Raw genomic sequence first — 18,869 nt, 5'->3', positions numbered from 1 at the left:
GTGCATAAATGTCAAGCCTAATAAATTGTTCCCTTAAAATAAAGCTAATAAAAAAACCTATAAAAAAATTATAGGTTTTTAGAGAGGCTATATAAATCGTCTTAGAAATAATAGCTTACACCAAGACGTACATCATGGCTACTTAGATTGTCTAAGCCATAATTTAAAATCACCATTTCTGAATCATTTTCCTGTGCAACCTTTCTACGTTCTTTGGGTGGTTCGTATGTTGTTTTAGAAATTATTTTTTTCTTTTGATCAGAAATAATATTACTATAACGATATTCTGCTCGAATGCTTATATATTTGTTCAGTTTATATTCGCAACCTGCTCCTAAATTCCAGCCAAGATATAATTTATCATCACCTTCAATGGTTATTCTATTTGTAGTCTTATAATCCGGAGATTTGGATGTTTTATCTATATATATTGACTGTTCAGGTAAAAAATCTGTATATTCTTTATTAGGTAAATCATATATTACATTAAGCCCACCAGCAATATAAGGTAAGAAATTTCCTAAATTTACACCAAGGCGAGCACGTAAAGCTCCATTCAAATAACGATTTAAGGGTAATTCTATAGGCTTAGTTTTATATTCAGAGGTAATATTAGGGTGTGTGTAGCTTTCATAATGTAGATTACCGGCATTTAATTTAAAAGATGCATCTAATTCAACGCCTAAAATCCATTTATCGTTAATTTTTTTATTATAACCTAAGAATAAACCATCTAAATAAGAATAGTTAGTACGTGAGTCAAATTTTTTCCACGTAGGAGTATTATTTGAGTCGGTTATTATGTCATCATTAATAAATAGTTTAATATCTGTCCAAGGATTTTTATAATGATTTATCGCGAGAGAGTATTGCAAACCTGCATAAGCTCCAGACCAATTATTGTCTAAAACTTTACTATTAGATGGTTTTGGTAAGTCGGTTTTTTTACTTACGGTAGTAGCAGATACTTGACTCATTGAGAAGACTGAACCAAGTAGAATATAAGACAAATATTTTAATTTCATAATAACCTCATAAAATAATTAATAATTATAACGAATTAACAAACAATCAAAGGTAGTGTTATACTAGCATGTATCTGTTTATACAATAAGAATAAATTTAATATGATAGTTATAAATATTATTATTTATCAATTTTATTTAAAATTACGTTCTACAGACTCTGTTACTTTGTTTATAGCGGTAGTAAATTGGTTGTATGAAGATATCATTTAATAAATCATCTATAGGCAGTAGTGTTAGTTCCATTGGTTTTATGCCAAGGGTTAAGGATAGTTTTTATAGTTCTATGGAGTGGTTATCATTACGTAAGCAGGCTTTAAAGCGTGCATGTTATAAGTGTAGCTGGTGTAACTCCACCAAACGTTTATATGTTGACCATATTAAAGAGATAAAAGATGGTGGAAGCCGTACAGATTTAGGTAATCTGCAGGTTTTATGTGCTTCTTGCCATAATAAGAAAACCTCCCTGGCTAAGAAAATGCGACAAAATAATTAAAAGGGGGGGTAATAGTTAGCTTTTTAGGAGGCTCTCTTTTGTTCGGGAGGGGGGGCACTCTGGAGATTTTTTTTTTAAAAAAAACTTTGATTTTGGGATGATTTTTGCAATTATGAAACATGCTAAGCAAGGAAAAAATAACAAAAACGCAAGTTTTCCACAGAAAGTTACTAATATTTCCACGGTAATGACCCAAGGAATAATGCGTAACGGTGTTTATACGCCTTCTACAGAAGAATTAGAGAAGGTTAAAAAATTATTGGGTTTAAATTGGTCAGATGAAAAAATAGCAATTTTGCTAAAGCTAGAGCTATCTGTATTTCAGGTGTCATTTGCTGGTTTATTATCGATGCGTGAATATTTTATTTTGCAAAAAGAAGAACAGCTAACAGATTTCTTATTAGAAAATGCCAAACAAGGAAAAGAAACCGCAGTAAGAAGTCTTTTAAAAATGATTAAAGGCGACGAAAGGTCTAGCTATGTTAGTAAAAAGGAACAAGCTAGCGAATTGGCAGATAATTTTAATCCTCGAGGTTGGGTAAATGCAAAATAATAAATATGGGATTTATCATTTCCTAATTGGTGGGAATCTTTACAGGCTGGTAAAAGCTTAGTTCCTGATTTACCACTTAATAAGGAAAGAGCAGATTTTGCAGTTGCTTGTTTTAATCGTCTTTGTTTACCAGATGTTGCTGGCACTCCTTTAATGAAAGATTCAGCGGGTGAATGGTTTAGGGATATCGTTCGTGCGATATTTGGTTCATGGGATAGTAAAAATAAGGTAAGAATGATTAATCATATTTTTTGCCTTGTACCTAAGAAGAATAGTAAGACTACTGGCGGTGCGGCGATAATGTTAGTTAATCTGATTTTAAATGAGCGCCCTAATGCAGAAATGCTAATAGTAGCTCCTACATTGGATATAGCCAAGATATCATTTGAACAATTATGCGGAATGATTGAAATAGATACGTATTTAAGTAATTTATTTCATATTACTTACCATAAGAGAGAAATTAAAAATTTACAAACCGGAGCAGTTTTAAGAGTTAAAAGCTTTGATGTTAAAACCCTTACCGGAGTAAAACCAGTTGCTGTATTAATTGATGAATTGCATGTTATTGCTTCTTTGCCACAGGCTGAACGAGTTATTACTCAGTTACGTGGTGGTATGGCTAGTGTTGCAGAAGGTTTTATTTTAACTATTACTACGCAAAGTGACCAAGCTCCTAAAGGAGTATTTAAAGAACAGTTACAAGTTGCTAGGAAAATACGTGATGGTGAAATAAGAGACACGAGAACCCTGCCAATATTATATGAATTTCCGCAAGAGGTTCAATCAGGTGATGATGAGCAATGGCGCGATGTTAATCTTTGGAAATATGTAACACCTAATTTAGGTTTATCCGTTAATTTAGATTTTTTAAAAGAGGCTTTTAATGAAGCCGATAGAGCAGGTGAGGCTAGTTTAAATCGTTTTTTATCACAACATTTAAACGTGCAAATTGCTACTGATTTAACCGGTGAAGTTTGGGGAGCTGCTCCTTATTGGAAGGATTGTATAGATTATTCGTTAGCCTCAGTTGAGAATCTTTTAGCCAAAAGCGATAAGGTAACTATTGGTATTGATGGTGGTGGTTTAGATGACTTACTAGGTTTATGTGTGCTTGGTTTAAATTCCTCTACAGGTAAATATTATAGTTATTTCCATGCTTTAGCCGATAGGATAATTTTAGAACGTCGTAAAGATATAGCAGTACAATTAACTGATTTTGAGCGGGAAGGTAGCTTAAGCTTTTATAATAAAAGCGGTGAAGAAACTAGCTTTATTGTTAATTTAGTAAAGCAAGTTAATGCTAGTGGTAAATTACCTGCTATTGCTGGTATTGGTGTAGATAGTGCCGGTATTTCTAGTGTTTTATTAGAATTACAAAATGCAGGTTTTACTATTACTCAAAATGGTATAGCTGGAGCTGTTACTGCAGTTCCACAAGGTTATAAATTAAGCGGTACTATTCAAGAGATTGAAAAACTTATCAAAGATAAAAATCTATTTCATAGCGGTAGCTTACTGATGGAATGGGTTATTGGTAATGCCAAATTAGAACAACGTGGCAGTGCCGTTTATATCACTAAGAAAATCAGCGGTAGAGCGAAGATTGACCCGTTAATAGGTTTATTTAATGCACATCATATATTGATGAGTCAATTAATGGATGTGCGGTCTAATTCCGTAGATAGTTATTTCAGCGATTTTATAGGTGATTGATATGGCTATATTGGATTTTTTTAGAAAGAAAAAAACAGAAGATAAATTTATAAGTGTTACAGATTTATTTAATGCGCATAATATTTGTGATAATAGTCCATTAAAAATATCTGCAGGTTGGGCATGTATTAATCTTATAGCAGATACTATAGCTACTTTACCGATTGAGATTTTAAAAAGGGATAAGCAAGGTATTGAGGTTGATAATAAGGATAGTGTTTTATATGACTTGTTAAAATTTTCGCCGAATGAACATCAAACTAAAGAAGATTTTTTTGCTTGTATAGTGGTTTCGTTAGAATTATTCGGGACTGCTTATATTAAAAAGACTATAGCTGGAAATAAATTAATCTCTTTGATACCGTTAAAGTTTGATGATGTTAGCCGTGTTACTGAAAATGAGCAAGTTTATTATTATCATAAAACCGAAAAATTAACTTCTGCTGATATTATTGAGATTAAAGGTCGTGGTGGCGGTATTGTTAAAGCTTGGCAACCATTGTTTTTTGGTAAGGGTATTTTTGAACATGCCAGTGCCAGTGAAGAAGTAGCAAGGAAGTTTTTTATTAATGGTTTAATGTCTCAACATGTGTTGGAATTTCCTTATGATTTAACTAAAGAACAATATAAAAAGATAAAAAAAGAATTAGCTGATTTTGCTCCTTTAAGTGAAAGCGGTGGTACAACTCTTGCTTTACCGCCTAAAACAAAGCTTACATCTATTCAAGCTAATTTTTCAGAAAGTCAAATGTTAGAAAGCCGTATTTTTGCGGTTGAAGAAATTTGCCGTTTTTTTGGTATTCCTCCACATATGGTAGGGGCTCCTTTTAAGGGTAGTTCATTAGGTGGTGGAATTGAAGCTACTAACGCTATGTTTTTACAATATTGTTTACGTGGACGTATTAAGCGAATTGAGTCAGCTTTTGAAAAATCCTTATTTAATTTATCTGAACGTAAGCAAGGTTATCGGATTAAGTTTAACTTTGAAGGTTTATTAAGAGCCGATAGTAAAACCCGAGCAGAAAATTATCAGAAGATGTTAGCTAGTGGAGTTATGACCATTAATGAAGCTAGGGCTTTAGAAGGTTTATCTCCAGTTACAGGAGGCGATATTCCTAGAATGCAAATGCAATATGTTCCAATTACTCAAAATCCAATGGAGGCAACTGATGGAAACAAAGGCAATTAAATTAGAGGTTAAAGAGTTAGCAGAAACAGGTGAATTTAGTGGTTATGCCTCTGTTTTTGGTGTGGTTGACCATTCTAATGATGTTGTTGTTAAGGGAGCTTTTAAGAAAAGCTTAGATAAACATAAAAGTAAAGGCACAAATGTTGCGATGCTTTGGCAACATAAACGAGATAGTCCTATAGGTGTTTGGCAAGAAGTAAAAGAGGATGATAAGGGCTTATTTGTAAAGGGTAAGCTTGTTACTGGTACCACTCAAGGTAGGGAGACTTACGAGTTATTAAAAGCTGGTGCCTTATCTGGTTTGTCTATTGGTTATTTCGTTAAAGATTATGAATATATCGGCGGAGCCAAACATTTAAAAGAAATAGAATTACAAGAAATATCTCCGGTTACATTACCTTGTAATGAGCTGGCACGGGTAGAGCATGTTAAATCACAAAAGGAAATCATAGCAATGGAAACATTAGAAGTAAAACAATTGGTAGAACAATCTACTAAAAATTTAGAAGAAAAAACTCAGAAATTAGAAGAGACTTTTAAAAAGTCTTTAGAACAAGAAACTAAGACTTTAAATAGTAAGTTAGAAAAATCTGAAGAAGAAAATAAGAACTTAAAAAAATCCGTTGAAGAGCTTAAGGATAATTTTTTAGAATTAGCTCAGAAACAATTAAATAGATTAGATTTATCAGATGAACAAAGTAAGCCTTTAGGTAAAAGATTTGTAGAAGCTCCAGAAGTTAAAGCTTTTATTACTGGTGATAATAAGAATTCCCGCGTTTCTATAGAGTTAAAAAGTGTTATTAATACAGGAGCCTCTTCTGTAGGTTCTGCTATTATGCCACATCGTTTAGCAGGTGTTGTTGAGTTACCAAGACAAAAACTTACTATTCGTGATTTATTACCAATTGGTAAAACCACTAGTAATGCTATTGAATATATAGTTGAAACTAGTTTTGATAATAAAGCCGGTATGGTTGCTGAAGGTGATAAGAAACCGCAGTCAAATTTTACTTTATCTGCTGAAAGTACAACAATTAAGACTCTTGCTCATTTTATGAAAATTAGTAAGCAAGCCTTATCTGATGTCGGTATGTTAGAATCCATGGTTGGTAATAGATTAATCTATGGTTTGGATATAGCAGAAGAACATCAGTTATTGCATGGTAAAGGTGATGGTCAAAATATCAAAGGTATTTTATCGGTGGCGACTGCTTTTAAAGATAATAAAAAGTTTAAGCTTAATAATAATTTACGCACACCTTTAGATAATCTGCGTCTTGCTAAACATCAAGTATATTTATCTGGTTATCAGGCTGATGGTATTGTTGTTAATCCTATTGACTGGGCTAATCTTGAAGGTGAGAAAGATGCGGTTGGTCGTTATTTATTTGGCGATCCATTCAAAGAAAATGCCAAAAATTTGTGGGGTATTCCTGTAGTTGTAACAGAATCTATTGAGCAAGGTAAATTTTTAGTTGGTGCTTTTAAGTTAGGGGCAATGTTGTTTGACAATTGGACTACTCGTTTACAATTAGGTTTTGAAAATGACGATTTTACCCGTAACCAAGTAACCTTACTTGCGGAGCGTCGTATTGCATTAGCTGTTATGCGTCCAGCATCTTTTGTATATGGTGATTTAAATCTAAATGTTCCAGATGAGAAATCCACTAGTGTTAATATTATCGAAGGTAGTAAATCAGGTAAGAGTGCTTAATAGCAATTGACAATTGTTGCCTATCTTTATGTTTTTAAGGTAGGCAACACTCACTAATTTTTGCGAGGCTGGAATGAATAATCTTTATATTCAAAGGCAAGGTAATTTTACTTTTAGCTTTTCTGAAGAAATTGATACTGCAGAATATGATGATTTTGTCAAACATTGTTGTCTTGATGGAATTACTGCGCAAGAAGGTTTTCAGCTAAAAAATTATATTTTATCAGCAAAAGAGCATTTAGAGCAGGTAATTGATTATCCTATAAGAGAAGTGAATGTAACTTATGAGGGAGAATTTACTAGAGAGCCTATTGAGTTGCCAGTTGCTAAATTATCTAGTCGGATATCTGGTTTATCATTTTATGAAGGTGATAAATATATCACTATAGGTATTGACCATGGTCACGAAATAGAATCTAAAGGTCATTCTATTTATATAACAATTAATCCTCCTGATCCTAAGCAATATAATTATAGTGACATTACTAGGCTTTCTTTTTCTTTTAGGGGTAGTTTTTTAGCTTATCCATTACCGCATGCTTTACGCCAAGCGTTAAGATTACATGTTGCTAGTATGTGGGAGTTTAGAGGCGAAAAAGGCACGATAAAAGCTTACGAATTAGAAGAATATGAGCGTTTAATCTTTCCTTATAAACAGATAAGGATTTAAGACAATGAGAGCTTTACATGCATCAGTTATATTTTACCGTCAGCAATTAGTAGAAAATGCGCATGGTCGTATAATTGGTAAAGAATTTAAAGAATTTTATCAAACTAAGGGCAGTTTTTTTGTTAAATCAGCGGTTCAAATTTACCAAGCAGGAGCCTTGCAAGAAAGCAAGAAATTATCATTAAGGATAAGAGATATTTGTAAGGCTAAAAGCTTAAAAGCTGGAGATATATGTAAGCGTATAAATGCTGATGATGCAGGCTGTTTAGAGTCTATGGGTAAATATAATATTTTATCAATTTTTCCAGATAATAGAGACGCAAAATATTTAATCTTAGAGTTAGAGGATATTAAAGGTGATAACAGCTAGTTTAGATAAGGTAAGTAATTTTACTAGGCGGCTTAAATTATTGCGCGAGCGTAAAATAGAAATGTTAGAAGCTACGTTTGAGGTTATGGAGCAAGAAGCTAATAAAACTGTACGCCAAATGCGTGAAAGAGTACCAGTAGATAGTGAAGCTTTAAAAAATTCTATCGGTTGGACTTGGGCTTCAGGCGCTCGCCCTAATGATATTTTAGCTGGTTCTTTCAATAAAAATAATTGCGAATATCGAGTTTATATTAGTGCTGGTACTAGAGATAAATATTTAGGAGATAGAGATGCTTATTATTTTCATTTTGTTGAATTTGGCACAATAAATCAATCAGCACAGCCTTTCTTTTTTCCAGTTTGGAATGGAGGAAAGAAGCAAATAAAAGCAAAGATAAGAAAAGAGTTAAATTGCAAAGTTAAACAATTGAAACAAACAGGTCTGAATTAATGTCAGTAGCTTTAGATGTACAAAATGCTTTAACAGCAAAGATAAAAAGCTTAAAGGGCTGGGAAGATATAAATATATCAGATTTTCCAGTTAATAATCCAAAGTTACCTTATGTAACCTTTGGTAGTTTTTGGACTGATAAAACTACCGAATTTGACAGAATTATTTTTGATATGCGTGTTCAAATTGATATTTGGAGTAAGGCTTCTGATGAGAGTAAAAATATCAAGCAGCTTACCTCAGATTTAGAGCATTATTTGTTAGGTAAATTATCAATAGCCGATGTTCTAATAGCAGAAGTATTAGAGATTAAATCCATGTCGTTATTGGATAGAGATGGCGAAATTAGCCACGGGATTTTAACATTAACCATAGAGAGGTAATAAAATGGCAGAAATGGCAGAAAAAGTAATAACAGAAGATAACACCCGCATTAGAGGTGAGAAAATCATCGTTTATTTAGGTGAAATAATCCAGATGGACGGTGAGAAGAAAGTAAGATTTAAAAGTTTTTGTGTTGGTAATTCTAGAGCTTTACAAATTAATAAAAGTTTTGCTGAAGAAGAGCAAATTACTTGTAATGATAATGGTAATTTACCATGGACTTCGGTAATGCCAACAACTTTAGCTTGGTCGATGAATAGTGAATTTGCAATTGATAAGGATTTTTTACTTACATGGCAAGAGGCATTTTTATCCTCCACGCCTAAGATAATAAAGATGGTAGTACAATTTCCAAAGCAAGCAATAATTTATAAAGGTTGGGCTCATATAGAAAATTTTGAGATTGGTGCTGAAAAAACTAGCTGGGTTAAAGCAACTATTAATTTTAAAGGTACCGGAAAATTAACTATAGAAACTTTAGATAAATTAGACCCTAAGCCAAATGAAGATTTACAAGATGTGAATCTATTCCCAGAGGTAAGTGCAGATGCTTTATCTGATGATGAAAAGCTTAAAGCGGTGGAACTGTCACAGGTTAGTAGAACTGCAGATGCTGTAGCTGATGATGAAAAGCCAAAAGCAGTATTATTATCTAAGGTTGATAAAAAGCAGGAGATAAAATAATGCAATTGATTTTAGATAAAGAAAAATATCCGCTTAAGTTAAAGATAGGACAATTATTGCAGTTAGAGAAAATGTTATCTGATAATTTAGGTAATATTTCTCAGCGTTTAGCTTTGGGTAACTGGAGTGTTGCAGATGTGCAAGCGATAATTTACTTAGCCCTTTGTGGCGGTGGTTTAAATGAGGTTAAAGCACAAGAAATATCAGATAGTTTTTTTGATAAAGAACCAATTTTAACTGCGGTTAATGCTTGTGGTAGCATTATAGCCACAGCTTTAACTGGGGCTGTAGAAGATGAAGTTAAAGAAGATACCAGCAAAAAAAAAGCCAAGCGTTAAGTGAGGTAGATTTTTATGGGTGGGGAGCGGTTGTAGGACTTTCTCCTACCCAGATTGATTGTTTATCGTTAGAACAATTTTTTCATATGATTAAAGGATATATCAAAATTAAATATCCTCAGGTTGAAAAGCCCTCTTTTGATGATGACGATATAGAGTCATTTTTAACAGCAGTTAAAACAAGGAAAGTTCAATGAGTGATGCAGTAATAGTAAAGCTTGGTGTTAATGATAAAGAATTCCAGCGTGGTATGGCTAGGGTTGAAGGTATCAGTAATAAAAGCTTTAATAATATTGAACGTCAAGCTAAGGCTTTTTCCAAAAAGATGCAAGCCACTAGTCAAGGTTTAGTTAATGCGATGAAAGCACCTTTGTTAGCTTTAGGTGCAGGTTTTGGTGGTAAAGAAATTTTAAAATTAGCTGAAGAATGGGAGATTTTAGCAGGTCGTATTAAATTAGTAACGGGTGACTTAGGTGCGGCCAATGGTATTTTATCGCAATTAGGAGAAACAGCTTTAAGAACTCGTTTTTCTTTTAAACAAACAGCAGAAGATTTTATTCAATTAGCCGATGTCATGGGTGAATTAGGCAAATCTAGTCAAGAACAAGTTAAATTTTTAGAAGCTTCTAATATGGCATTATTGCTTTCTGGTACCAGTGGTCAAGCGGCAATACCAGTTATGCAGGCTCTGAAAGGGGCTATTATTAAAGGTAACTTAAGTATGGGTCAATTTAGAACCTTAGCTAATCAGGCAAGTAGGGTTACCGGTGCTTGGGCTAAGAGTTTAGGTAAAACTACTCATCAGTTAGGCATTATGGCAAGAGAAGGTAAAATAACAGCTGAAGTAATGATAAAAGGTTTAATAGATGCTATTCCTGAGATGCAAAAAGAAATGGAAGCTCTACCAATTACTTTAGCTCAGTCATTCACTAATTTAGGTTCAGCTTTGGCTATTTTTGTTGGTAAAAGTAATAATGTAAATATAGCGAATAGAGCCTTAGCTGACAGTATAAATTTTTTAGCTAATAATTTTAATACGTTAGCCAATATAGCTATTTCAGTTGGTTTTATTTTTGGTTCTGGTGTGTTAGTTCGTGCTTTAGGTGGGATAACAATAACAACTATTGAAGCAACAAATTCAGCAGTAAAATATGTTAAATCATTAAAAGATATACGACGCGCTAGTTCAGCGTTAGAGGGGTTAAAATTTTTAGCACCAATGTTAAATGGTGCTGGTTTAGCCTTAGGTGCAGTTGGTTTAGCTTGGTACACATATAATCAATATGCTAATCAGGCTTCTAACACTACAAAAGAAATTACCGAAGAGATGAAAGCTTTAGGTGTGGTAGCCTTGAAGGTTAAAAGCCAAGTATCTAACGTTGAGATTAATTTCAGTGCCAAAGATATAAAAGAGGCTAGGGAAGAAATTAAAAAAATAGATAAACACAGCGGGGCTTTACCTCACACAATAGCGAAGCTTAAGACTTCTTTTGAAGGAGCAAATAAAGAAATAAAAGACTTAGGAGAAAGTTTTTTATTTCTTATTGAAAAAGTTAGAAAAGGTCAACCTGTATGGGACGAAGTAAACAAAACAGCACAAGCTATTGCAGATAAGAAGCCTCCAGAAAAAATATTAAATCTTTTAAATAATAGTTTAAGTGTAACAGCAAAATTGATTATGAATTATGAGAAGCTTAATAAATCTGGAGGGGAATTAATTCCTCGTCACCAGCTTATAGCGGAATTTTATAAGAATTTACCATATGACGCAAAAAAGCATATTGTAGGGTTATATAAATCACTGCAGGAAGAAGCTATCACTTATGAACAGTTTTTGAAAGAGTTTTTAGCTAAACTTGCGGAAATTAAAGGCGGTATTCTTGAACAAGACGCGAGACAAGCGGAAAACCTAGCAAAACAATTAGGGGAAGATTTAAACAAGATAAATTTAACAAAATTGAATGAGCAGATATCAGATATTATAAATTCCAATAAAACGAACCCTTCTAAAGAAGCATTTGATGAGTTTATAGAAGCACAAGAAAAATCTTTAGATTTGAAGAAAGAAGAAACCAAACAACAGACTATTTATAATAAATTAGTGTCAGATGCAACTAAACAACTTATAACTTTGGACGACACGAGAAAAGAGAAATTAGCTGAGTTAGCAAAAAAAATTGTTAGAAATGAAGCTCTTGAGGGTTTTGATAAAATACAGCAAAAACTTAAAGAAGAAATTGCGTTAGTTGAACAAGAAAATGATTTACTAAAGCAAGGTAAATTAACTCAAGAACAAATAACTTTAGAATTAGAAAAACAAAAAAGACTGCGCCAAGAATATGATTTGATAGAAGCATTAGGTTTAGATAAGAAAGACAAAGAAAAAAAGAAACAAGAAGCTAAAGAAAATATAGATGAAATATATGCGGGTAAAGCAGAAAATGCACAGCTTAAGGGAGGAAAGAACGATAGATTTAAAGAACTTAAAAATATTTTAAGTGATGTTAATAGTCAAACTAAAGAATTAATCAGAAATATTTTTGATGGTAAGAAGGCTTTTGAGGCTTTTGGTCATGCTACGGCTAATGTTTTAGGTAATTTAGCTTCTAGATTAATGGATAAGAGTTTAGATTTATTTTTTAATGCTCTAGGTAATAGTAGTGCAGGTAGTGGTTGGGGTGGAGCAATAATTGGTGCTTTAAAAAGCTTAGCTGGCTATAGTGATGGTGGTTATACAGGTGATGGACATAAATATCAAGTTAAAGGTTTAGTTCATGCTGGTGAATATGTATTTCCACAACATGCCGTTAAAGCTATTGGTTTATCAAATTTAGAAGCTTTAGCTAAAGGTGGTTTACCGCAATTACCTAAGGTACAGCATTTTAATCAATCGCAAAAATCTTCTAATATCTTCAATTTTAGCATTAATGTAGAAAAAGATGATACTGGCTTAGTTGAGCAAATAAAAAATGTTGTTGTTAGGAGGAGAGTGTTGAAGATATCGTAGATAATCGGCGATTTAAGGAGGGTGTAAATAACTTTATGAACCTACAACAACGCAATAAATATTATAAAGTTTAGAGGGTGGATGTTATGAAAATAATAGATATTCTGAATATTCCAGAAGCTAAACCGATAGCGGGTATAGATGATTATATACAAAGTTATTTTTATGTCTCTGCTTTAACGCTTAACTTAGTGAAAGATGTTATAAGTGATAAATCTGGCAAGACAGTTCAATATAATAATATTACTCCTAAATGGAATGTTTCTATTAACTCCAGAATATTAACTTTAGCAGAATTTGAACATGCAAAATCTTTAATAAATTTACTTATTAGCCAAGGCTTTTATTTTAAAGCTTATGCTCCTGATTTATCTAATAACTTACCTGAGAGTTTGCCTATTAAACAGGTTGTTAATCTAAAAAATATTACTTTAGATGCTAAAGATTTACTATTACCTTTTTTTTTAATGTGTGATTTGGCAAGATAAAGTAACATTACATCAAGCTTTAGAAATAGAAGATAATAAAATTTTCTTTGAGCCGGCTTTATCTTTTGGCGTTGGTAAAAGTGATGTATCTAAGATTTTTTTACATAATCCTTATGTTTTGATGAAAATTGACCCTAAAAGCGTAAAAATTAATAAGACGAGCCATAAGATAGGTAAGCTAACTTTTTCAGGGGTTGAAATATGATGCTAGATATGGAGGAATTAAAATCATTATTATCAGCAAATATAATAATGATGGCTAATTTTGTAGTTATTGAAGGTAAGGAAGCGAGATGTTTTTTTGGTCTGGTACAGACAACATTGAAATTAAGATATATGGCAAAAGTTATAAGTGTCAAGGGGTGGGTGATATTTTTTTTAATGAAGATGTGCCTAGCGATAATTTATTAGGTTTTAAAAATTATAATTTAAATATTAAAACCCAAGATATTAATTTACGGCGTTTGTTTACCTCGCAAGCAATTAAGAATGAAAAGCTAACAGCTTATATTGGTTTTTTGAATCCTGCTACCGGCTTATTGTATAAAGATTTTACCTTATCTTTGACGGGTATAATTATTGCTAGCCAAGAAGAGATAAGCTCAGATAATAAAAGTTCAATTTCTATTAGTTTAAATAGTCAAGCTTACCAGCTTTCGTTAGCTGGCATTAAGAAAAGAAGTAAAGCAGACCAACTTAAAAGACAACAGAATGATTATAGTTTTTCTCATACAAAAACCATTGGCGAGAAAAAACTTTCTTGGGGTGGGGCAGGAGACAAAGCTCTTCGTTACAGATGGGACATTTTTTGGAATGGTGAACATTGGATATAGGAGCATTCTAATATGTTAATTTCATTTCTAACTAGTCTGGCTATCAGTGTTACAGCAGAGGCAATAAGGTGGGGAGTTTCGCGTCGTAGCACTCCATCGGTTAGTTCTACTCTTGGCGGTACTGGTGAAGTTCCACGTACCCTTGTAGTTGGTCGCACTATGGTAACAGGTTCAGTTATTTATGCCACTACTACAGGTGACCATGATGAATATTTAGTTCAAGTAATAGCTTTAGCTGACCATCCTATCAAGGGAATAAACGCTTTTTGGGCAGATGATGTTAAATTTACTCTTAATAGTTTTACTAATTCTGACCCTTATAATAGTCATAAAGGAAGAGTATTTTATATTAAAGGTACAGATGATACTAGCGAGAGCAGTGGAACTAATAGTCAGCGTCATTGGGTAAAATTTTTTAATGGTACGCAAACAGCAAGCGATAAATATTTACAATCAGTTGCAGGTAAGGACTGGAAAGATACAAATATAGTTAAAGATGTTGCTTATGTTATTATGACTTCGCAAATATCATCAAAGAGCAATAATTTTCCTATCTTCAGATTTGAAATTGAAGGCGCTAAACTTTATGACCCTTCTAAAGATAGTAGTGTCGGCGGTAATGGTTCGCAACGTTGGGCTGACCCTAAGAGTTGGGGTGGGTGATGGTGATAATTTACCAGCAGTGCAAATATATAATATTTTACGAGGGTTTAAGGTTGGCGATGAGATATTATTTGGTGTGAATGACCCACAAGCAACAGAGTTAATTACGAAAGATTGGATTAAATATATAGAAAAATGTCGACAGCCAATTGTATTAGAAGATGGTACTATAGAACCACAATATAGTTCTGGTTTAGAAATTAACACTTGTGAACCAGTAGGAGATGCAATAACAGAATTATTACTTGCTTGTGCTGGTAGCTTTTCAGAAAGTTTCGGTAAATTTAAAATATTTGTTGGTGCTCCAGATGAGCCTATTTTACATATTACAGATGGTGACTTATTAGCTGATGGTAAATTAATATTTAGTCCTTTTAATGATACTACGCAAAATATACGAGAAGTTGTCGCTAGTTATTCAGAGCCTAAAGAAAATTGGTCTAAGAAAGAATTAACTATCACAATAGATAAAGAAGAGGGTGAAAAGAAACTATCTTATAAACGTAAAGGTGGTGCTAATATCACTTATAAAGCTGTTCATAGTGGTTACCAAATTAAAAGATTGTTACGTTCTTTTATCGATGAAAGTAAAAAATCCTCAGCTCATGAAATTTCGTTACCAAGTAAATATTGGCATTTAGAGCCTAATGATGTGATAAGCTGGACTTCTGAATATTTTAACTATCAAAAGAAATTATTTCGTATTATTTATGTTTTACATAAAGCTGATTTAACGGTTGAACTTCGTATGATTGAGGTTGACCCTAATCATTATCTTCCGCATGCAGATGATTTAAAGCCTTTAGATTATACACCAGATATTGAACATGTAATAATAAAACAATCTATCAGTGATTTTATGGTATTTGCGGAGGTTTTAAAAGATACCCGAGGTGTTGATGTTCGCAATGGTATTCGTATTAAATGGGATAAGGATGTTTTAGATGTTGATTTTGTTGAATTTGAAATAAGAGAATCTGCTAGTAAAAAAACTATTCATTCTGGTAGGTCAGATAGACCAAGTCAGGGAGAGATATTTACTAGCCCTAACGCTTTACAGCCTTTAACTAAATATGAGGTTAGAGCTAAATATGGTAAATATAAAAAAACTAAAGAATTTATTTGGTCACACTGGGAAGAAATTACTACCCAACAAATTAGACCAATATCAAAAGATTTATTACAAAAAGACATTAAAGATTTTATTACGGCTGACCTGGCTAAAAAGCAAAAAGAAGATATTGAAGAAGTTAATAATTTAATTGAACAAGGTGCAAAGCATTTTACCCAAAAGTTAACAGACCAAGGTGCAAAATATGAGCAAAAGATAGTGGTCGTTACTAATGCTACTAAATCTTTAAGTGCTAAGGTTGATAATAATAAAACTGAGCTAGATGGCGCAATCAGCCAAGTGCAAGATAGTTTAATTAATAAGTTAGAACAGACTAACGATGGTTTAACTGCATTAGCTAGAAGGATTAATTCTATTGATTTAAGTCTGGGTAATGTTGATGCTAAAGGTTACTTTCGTGCTGAAGCAACTTATATTAAAGATAAAGCAGAAGTGCGTGTTGGTTTAGGTGCTACCTTAAATAGTAATAAATGTAATAAAGATATTAAATTACACCATTCAATAGAGTTAGTTGTCTCTGAACAGCGTGGTAATTATGCTGTAATCAATACTGATAAAACAGTATTTACAAATGGTGTTGGTACAGCTTATTTTAATTTATCTCCTAAAACAGATAATAAAGCAAATGCTTTTGAATTAAAGACTATTGTAGGTAAGACAGAAAATAATTTAACTTTTACTGAAAAAAAAGAATTAACTTTTAATGATGAAGTTGTCTCCACTCCTATAGGTATGATAAGTGCCTTTGCTCATACAAAAGACATTGGCGGTTGGATGTATTGTAATGGTAAATCATTACCGAAAAAAGATTATCCAGAATTATATAAACTTATAGGTGATGATTGGTGGGATAAACAATCTGAGTTAAATAGGTTAAATGAAAATATATGCCAAGAGTTTTTAACCAATCCAGCTAATGAGGAGTTAGATGAAGAGATAAAAAAATATTTATCGTTATTATTAGCAAACATAGAGTTATTTAAACAAAAAGATGAAAGAAATAGTGATAGTACAATAAATAATAATGTCAGCTCAATGAGTGGCTTATCACAAAAATTAATAAATAATAATAAAGATAAAAATGTTGTTGAGACAGATTTGCTAGAAGTATTTACTAGATTAGTATCTAATTATATCTATTGGGAAGAGGAATATAGAAAGGTAAGAGGTTCTGTAAGATATTGGAAAAATAATGATGGTAAAGAGCCGAAACTTTCGCAGATAAGAGAAGTTTTTAGTAAATTCCAAATTAGGGCTATTCCTTGGATAAGAGATGTAGATTATTTTAAATTACCTGATTTACGCGGTAGCTTTTTACGAGGTCTAGATGGTGGTAGAGGCTTAGACGTTGACCGTAAGGATAGAAGTATAGGAAGTTATCAAACAGATGAATTAAAAAGTCATAGACATGATAACAATTATTCGACAGGTTATTATGCTAAATTGTCGATTGGTAGTTTTTTTGGTACTACTGGTCTAGCTTTACATGGTGATGGTAATGACAGACTAATCCGTTCAGAATATATTGGCGGTAGTGAAACCAGACCTAAAAACTATGCCGTAGCTTACCATATAAAAGTTAGGTAATTATGGCTAGTTATTGGTGGTTGTGTTTATGTAAAGCAAACATTATATTCTAAGGACGTGAGATTAGCCTATTATTTAGTTATATCACAAGGATAAGAAGCAAGTTGTAAGTTCAAGGCATTTAATACACTAATTAGTGTAGATAATTTAGGGTCGCCATTTTCATTTAAAGAACGATACAGACCACTTCTATTCAAGGCAGCATCTTTAGCTACTGATGACATACCCTGTGCGCGAGCTACTATACCTAAAGCATTAGCTATATGTTTAGCATCTTGGGTTTTGAAGGCTTCATTTAAAAAGGTTCTTTGAGCTTCGGCAGTAGTTAAGTAGTTTTCTGCTTTGAAATCATTTAATTCCATTTTTTAATTCCTTTACTATTTTTAAAGCTTTTTCGATATCTTTTTGCTGGGTAGATTTATCTCCACCATTTAACAAAATAATAATCTCGTTACCTCTTTTAATAAAATAAACTCTGTAACCTTTCCCGTGAGTTATTCGTAGTTCACCTATACCTTTGAAATACTTAACATCACCTAATAAACCATTGGACAACCGTACTAATCGTTCTGTTATGATAGATTTGGCTTTTTCATTTTTTAAGGATGTTAACCAATGGTCAAAAATATCAGTTGTTTTTATTTTTATCATAATATGTGTACTATAATATACATTATATAGAATGTCAATTATCGTTGTTTGTTCCATAAAATAATTTAAATATATGTGTTTTATACGTATTGTTCTATATATAATAAATATAGTCTATAGACTCTGTTACGCTTATTTGCTCCATGTTATTGTTTTATTTTATGGAGTAAACATGCGAAAAATAAGTAAATATGGTCTTTCTTGTATTAAACAATGGGAAGGTCTACGTTTAGAGACTTATCGTGATGTTGCCGGTGTGTTAACTATAGGTTACGGTCATACAGGAAAAGATGTAAAGCTAGGACAAAAGATTAGCCGTAATCAAGCAGAAAAGCTCTTATTGCAAGATTTAGTTAGATTTGAAGAGGTTGTTGCAAAATATGTAAAGGTTTATTTAACAGATAATCAATTTGCTTGTTTAGTTTCTTTTGCTTTTAATATTGGTGTTACGGCTTTTAAGGGTTCCAAGTTATTAAAGAAGCTTAATAAGGGTAACTATGATGCTGTTCCGCAAGAGCTAATGCGTTGGACTTATAGCGGTGGCAAAATATCGCAAGGATTAGTTAATCGTAGGTCAGCAGAGGTTGGCTTATGGGCTAAAGGTTCAAGAGTAGCCTCTCAATGTGTAGATTGTGACAGAGACGAACAAGAGCAGATAAGCAAAACAAAAGAGGGTAAAGCCGTTGCTGTTACCTCTATAGGTGCTTTAGGTGCAACCTTTACCGAAATAGCTAGAGAAATACAGCCACAATCAGAAAATTTTACCATTTTACGTTATCTCTTTGCCATCCTAACCTTGCTTGGTATTGGATTAACTTTGTTCGCGGTAATTAAGCGGATGAGGGGGTAAGTGTTGATGTAGGAGTAGAATATTGTTGATTATACATAGGTTTCGGTATATGTAATGAATATTTATGT

At 32.7% G+C, this 18,869-nt stretch carries 21 protein-coding genes; 18 read left to right on the top strand and 3 right to left on the bottom strand.

Annotated elements, in window-relative coordinates:
• Positions 1 to 101: 101 nt before the first annotated feature.
• Positions 102 to 1,025, bottom strand: a complete 924-nt coding sequence (locus tag AB6T46_RS04670; protein ID WP_370930994.1) for an outer membrane protein — start codon at positions 1,023 to 1,025, stop codon at positions 102 to 104.
• Positions 1,026 to 1,221: 196 nt separating this feature from the next.
• Between AB6T46_RS04670 and AB6T46_RS04665 the strand changes: the two genes are divergently transcribed.
• The 17 genes from AB6T46_RS04665 to AB6T46_RS04585 all read left to right on the top strand — a co-directional run bounded on the left by AB6T46_RS04665 (position 1,222) and on the right by AB6T46_RS04585 (position 17,300).
• Positions 1,222 to 1,521 (top strand): HNH endonuclease, encoded by a 300-nt coding sequence (locus AB6T46_RS04665; protein ID WP_370930993.1) that lies wholly within the window; start codon positions 1,222 to 1,224, stop codon positions 1,519 to 1,521.
• A gap of 97 nt (positions 1,522 to 1,618) precedes the next feature.
• The gene (locus tag AB6T46_RS04660) at positions 1,619 to 2,074 is read left to right on the top strand and encodes a hypothetical protein (RefSeq protein ID WP_370930992.1); all 456 of its coding nucleotides are present in this window, start codon (positions 1,619 to 1,621) and stop codon (positions 2,072 to 2,074) included.
• Positions 2,075 to 2,227: 153 nt separating this feature from the next.
• Entirely contained in the window at positions 2,228 to 3,790 is a 1,563-nt protein-coding gene (locus AB6T46_RS04655) for a terminase large subunit domain-containing protein (protein WP_370930991.1), read from the top strand.
• Position 3,791: 1 nt separating this feature from the next.
• Positions 3,792 to 4,979: a phage portal protein gene (locus AB6T46_RS04650; RefSeq protein WP_370930990.1), complete on the top strand. Its 1,188-nt coding sequence runs from the start codon at positions 3,792 to 3,794 to the stop codon at positions 4,977 to 4,979.
• Positions 4,960 to 6,693 (top strand): phage major capsid protein, encoded by a 1,734-nt coding sequence (locus AB6T46_RS04645; RefSeq protein ID WP_370930989.1) that lies wholly within the window; start codon positions 4,960 to 4,962, stop codon positions 6,691 to 6,693. Before AB6T46_RS04650 ends, AB6T46_RS04645 begins: the two co-directional genes overlap by 20 nt.
• Positions 6,694 to 6,766: 73 nt before the next feature.
• On the top strand, positions 6,767 to 7,363 hold the full coding sequence (locus AB6T46_RS04640; protein WP_370930988.1) for a hypothetical protein: 597 nt from the start codon (positions 6,767 to 6,769) through the stop codon (positions 7,361 to 7,363).
• 4 nt (positions 7,364 to 7,367) lie between these two features.
• Positions 7,368 to 7,733, top strand: coding sequence for a hypothetical protein (locus AB6T46_RS04635; RefSeq protein ID WP_370930987.1), 366 nt, complete (start codon positions 7,368 to 7,370; stop codon positions 7,731 to 7,733).
• The gene (locus tag AB6T46_RS04630; protein ID WP_370930986.1) at positions 7,720 to 8,184 is read left to right on the top strand and encodes an HK97-gp10 family putative phage morphogenesis protein; all 465 of its coding nucleotides are present in this window, start codon (positions 7,720 to 7,722) and stop codon (positions 8,182 to 8,184) included. Before AB6T46_RS04635 ends, AB6T46_RS04630 begins: the two co-directional genes overlap by 14 nt.
• Positions 8,184 to 8,567, top strand: a complete 384-nt coding sequence (locus tag AB6T46_RS04625) for a hypothetical protein (protein ID WP_370930985.1) — start codon at positions 8,184 to 8,186, stop codon at positions 8,565 to 8,567. Before AB6T46_RS04630 ends, AB6T46_RS04625 begins: the two co-directional genes overlap by 1 nt.
• A gap of 4 nt (positions 8,568 to 8,571) precedes the next feature.
• Complete coding sequence (locus AB6T46_RS04620; RefSeq protein ID WP_370930984.1) at positions 8,572 to 9,252, top strand: phage tail tube protein; 681 nt, start codon at positions 8,572 to 8,574, stop codon at positions 9,250 to 9,252.
• Positions 9,252 to 9,590 (top strand): gene transfer agent family protein, encoded by a 339-nt coding sequence (locus tag AB6T46_RS04615; protein ID WP_370930983.1) that lies wholly within the window; start codon positions 9,252 to 9,254, stop codon positions 9,588 to 9,590. The genes AB6T46_RS04620 and AB6T46_RS04615 overlap by 1 nt, the downstream gene beginning before the upstream one ends.
• A gap of 193 nt (positions 9,591 to 9,783) precedes the next feature.
• The gene (locus tag AB6T46_RS04610) at positions 9,784 to 12,597 is read left to right on the top strand and encodes a tape measure protein (protein WP_370930982.1); all 2,814 of its coding nucleotides are present in this window, start codon (positions 9,784 to 9,786) and stop codon (positions 12,595 to 12,597) included.
• 86 nt (positions 12,598 to 12,683) lie between these two features.
• Complete coding sequence (locus AB6T46_RS04605; RefSeq protein ID WP_370930981.1) at positions 12,684 to 13,085, top strand: hypothetical protein; 402 nt, start codon at positions 12,684 to 12,686, stop codon at positions 13,083 to 13,085.
• Positions 13,069 to 13,290, top strand: a complete 222-nt coding sequence (locus AB6T46_RS04600; RefSeq protein ID WP_370930980.1) for a hypothetical protein — start codon at positions 13,069 to 13,071, stop codon at positions 13,288 to 13,290. Before AB6T46_RS04605 ends, AB6T46_RS04600 begins: the two co-directional genes overlap by 17 nt.
• A gap of 88 nt (positions 13,291 to 13,378) precedes the next feature.
• The gene (locus tag AB6T46_RS04595) at positions 13,379 to 13,918 is read left to right on the top strand and encodes a hypothetical protein (RefSeq protein ID WP_370930979.1); all 540 of its coding nucleotides are present in this window, start codon (positions 13,379 to 13,381) and stop codon (positions 13,916 to 13,918) included.
• Positions 13,919 to 13,930: 12 nt separating this feature from the next.
• A complete protein-coding gene (locus tag AB6T46_RS04590; protein ID WP_370930978.1) occupies positions 13,931 to 14,581 on the top strand; it encodes a hypothetical protein in 651 nt (216 codons plus the stop codon).
• Positions 14,526 to 17,300, top strand: coding sequence for a tail fiber protein (locus AB6T46_RS04585; protein ID WP_370930977.1), 2,775 nt, complete (start codon positions 14,526 to 14,528; stop codon positions 17,298 to 17,300). The genes AB6T46_RS04590 and AB6T46_RS04585 overlap by 56 nt, the downstream gene beginning before the upstream one ends.
• Positions 17,301 to 17,371: 71 nt before the next feature.
• On the opposite strand, the gene AB6T46_RS04580 is transcribed toward AB6T46_RS04585, so the two are convergent.
• Both AB6T46_RS04580 and AB6T46_RS04575 read right to left on the bottom strand, forming a co-directional pair.
• A complete protein-coding gene (locus AB6T46_RS04580) occupies positions 17,372 to 17,662 on the bottom strand; it encodes an addiction module antidote protein (protein WP_370930976.1) in 291 nt (96 codons plus the stop codon).
• Positions 17,649 to 17,951, bottom strand: coding sequence for a type II toxin-antitoxin system RelE/ParE family toxin (locus AB6T46_RS04575; RefSeq protein ID WP_370930975.1), 303 nt, complete (start codon positions 17,949 to 17,951; stop codon positions 17,649 to 17,651). The genes AB6T46_RS04580 and AB6T46_RS04575 overlap by 14 nt, the downstream gene beginning before the upstream one ends.
• 172 nt (positions 17,952 to 18,123) lie before the next feature.
• Between AB6T46_RS04575 and AB6T46_RS04570 the strand changes: the two genes are divergently transcribed.
• Entirely contained in the window at positions 18,124 to 18,801 is a 678-nt protein-coding gene (locus AB6T46_RS04570) for a lysozyme (RefSeq protein WP_370930974.1), read from the top strand.
• The last annotated feature ends 68 nt before the right edge of the window (positions 18,802 to 18,869 follow it).

This window comes from Bartonella sp. DGB1 (assembly GCF_041345015.1).
Classification (GTDB): Bacteria; Pseudomonadota; Alphaproteobacteria; order Rhizobiales; family Rhizobiaceae; genus DGB1.
Note: the sequence above shows the minus strand (reverse complement) of the source record. Positions and strands in the feature narration are given on the sequence as shown.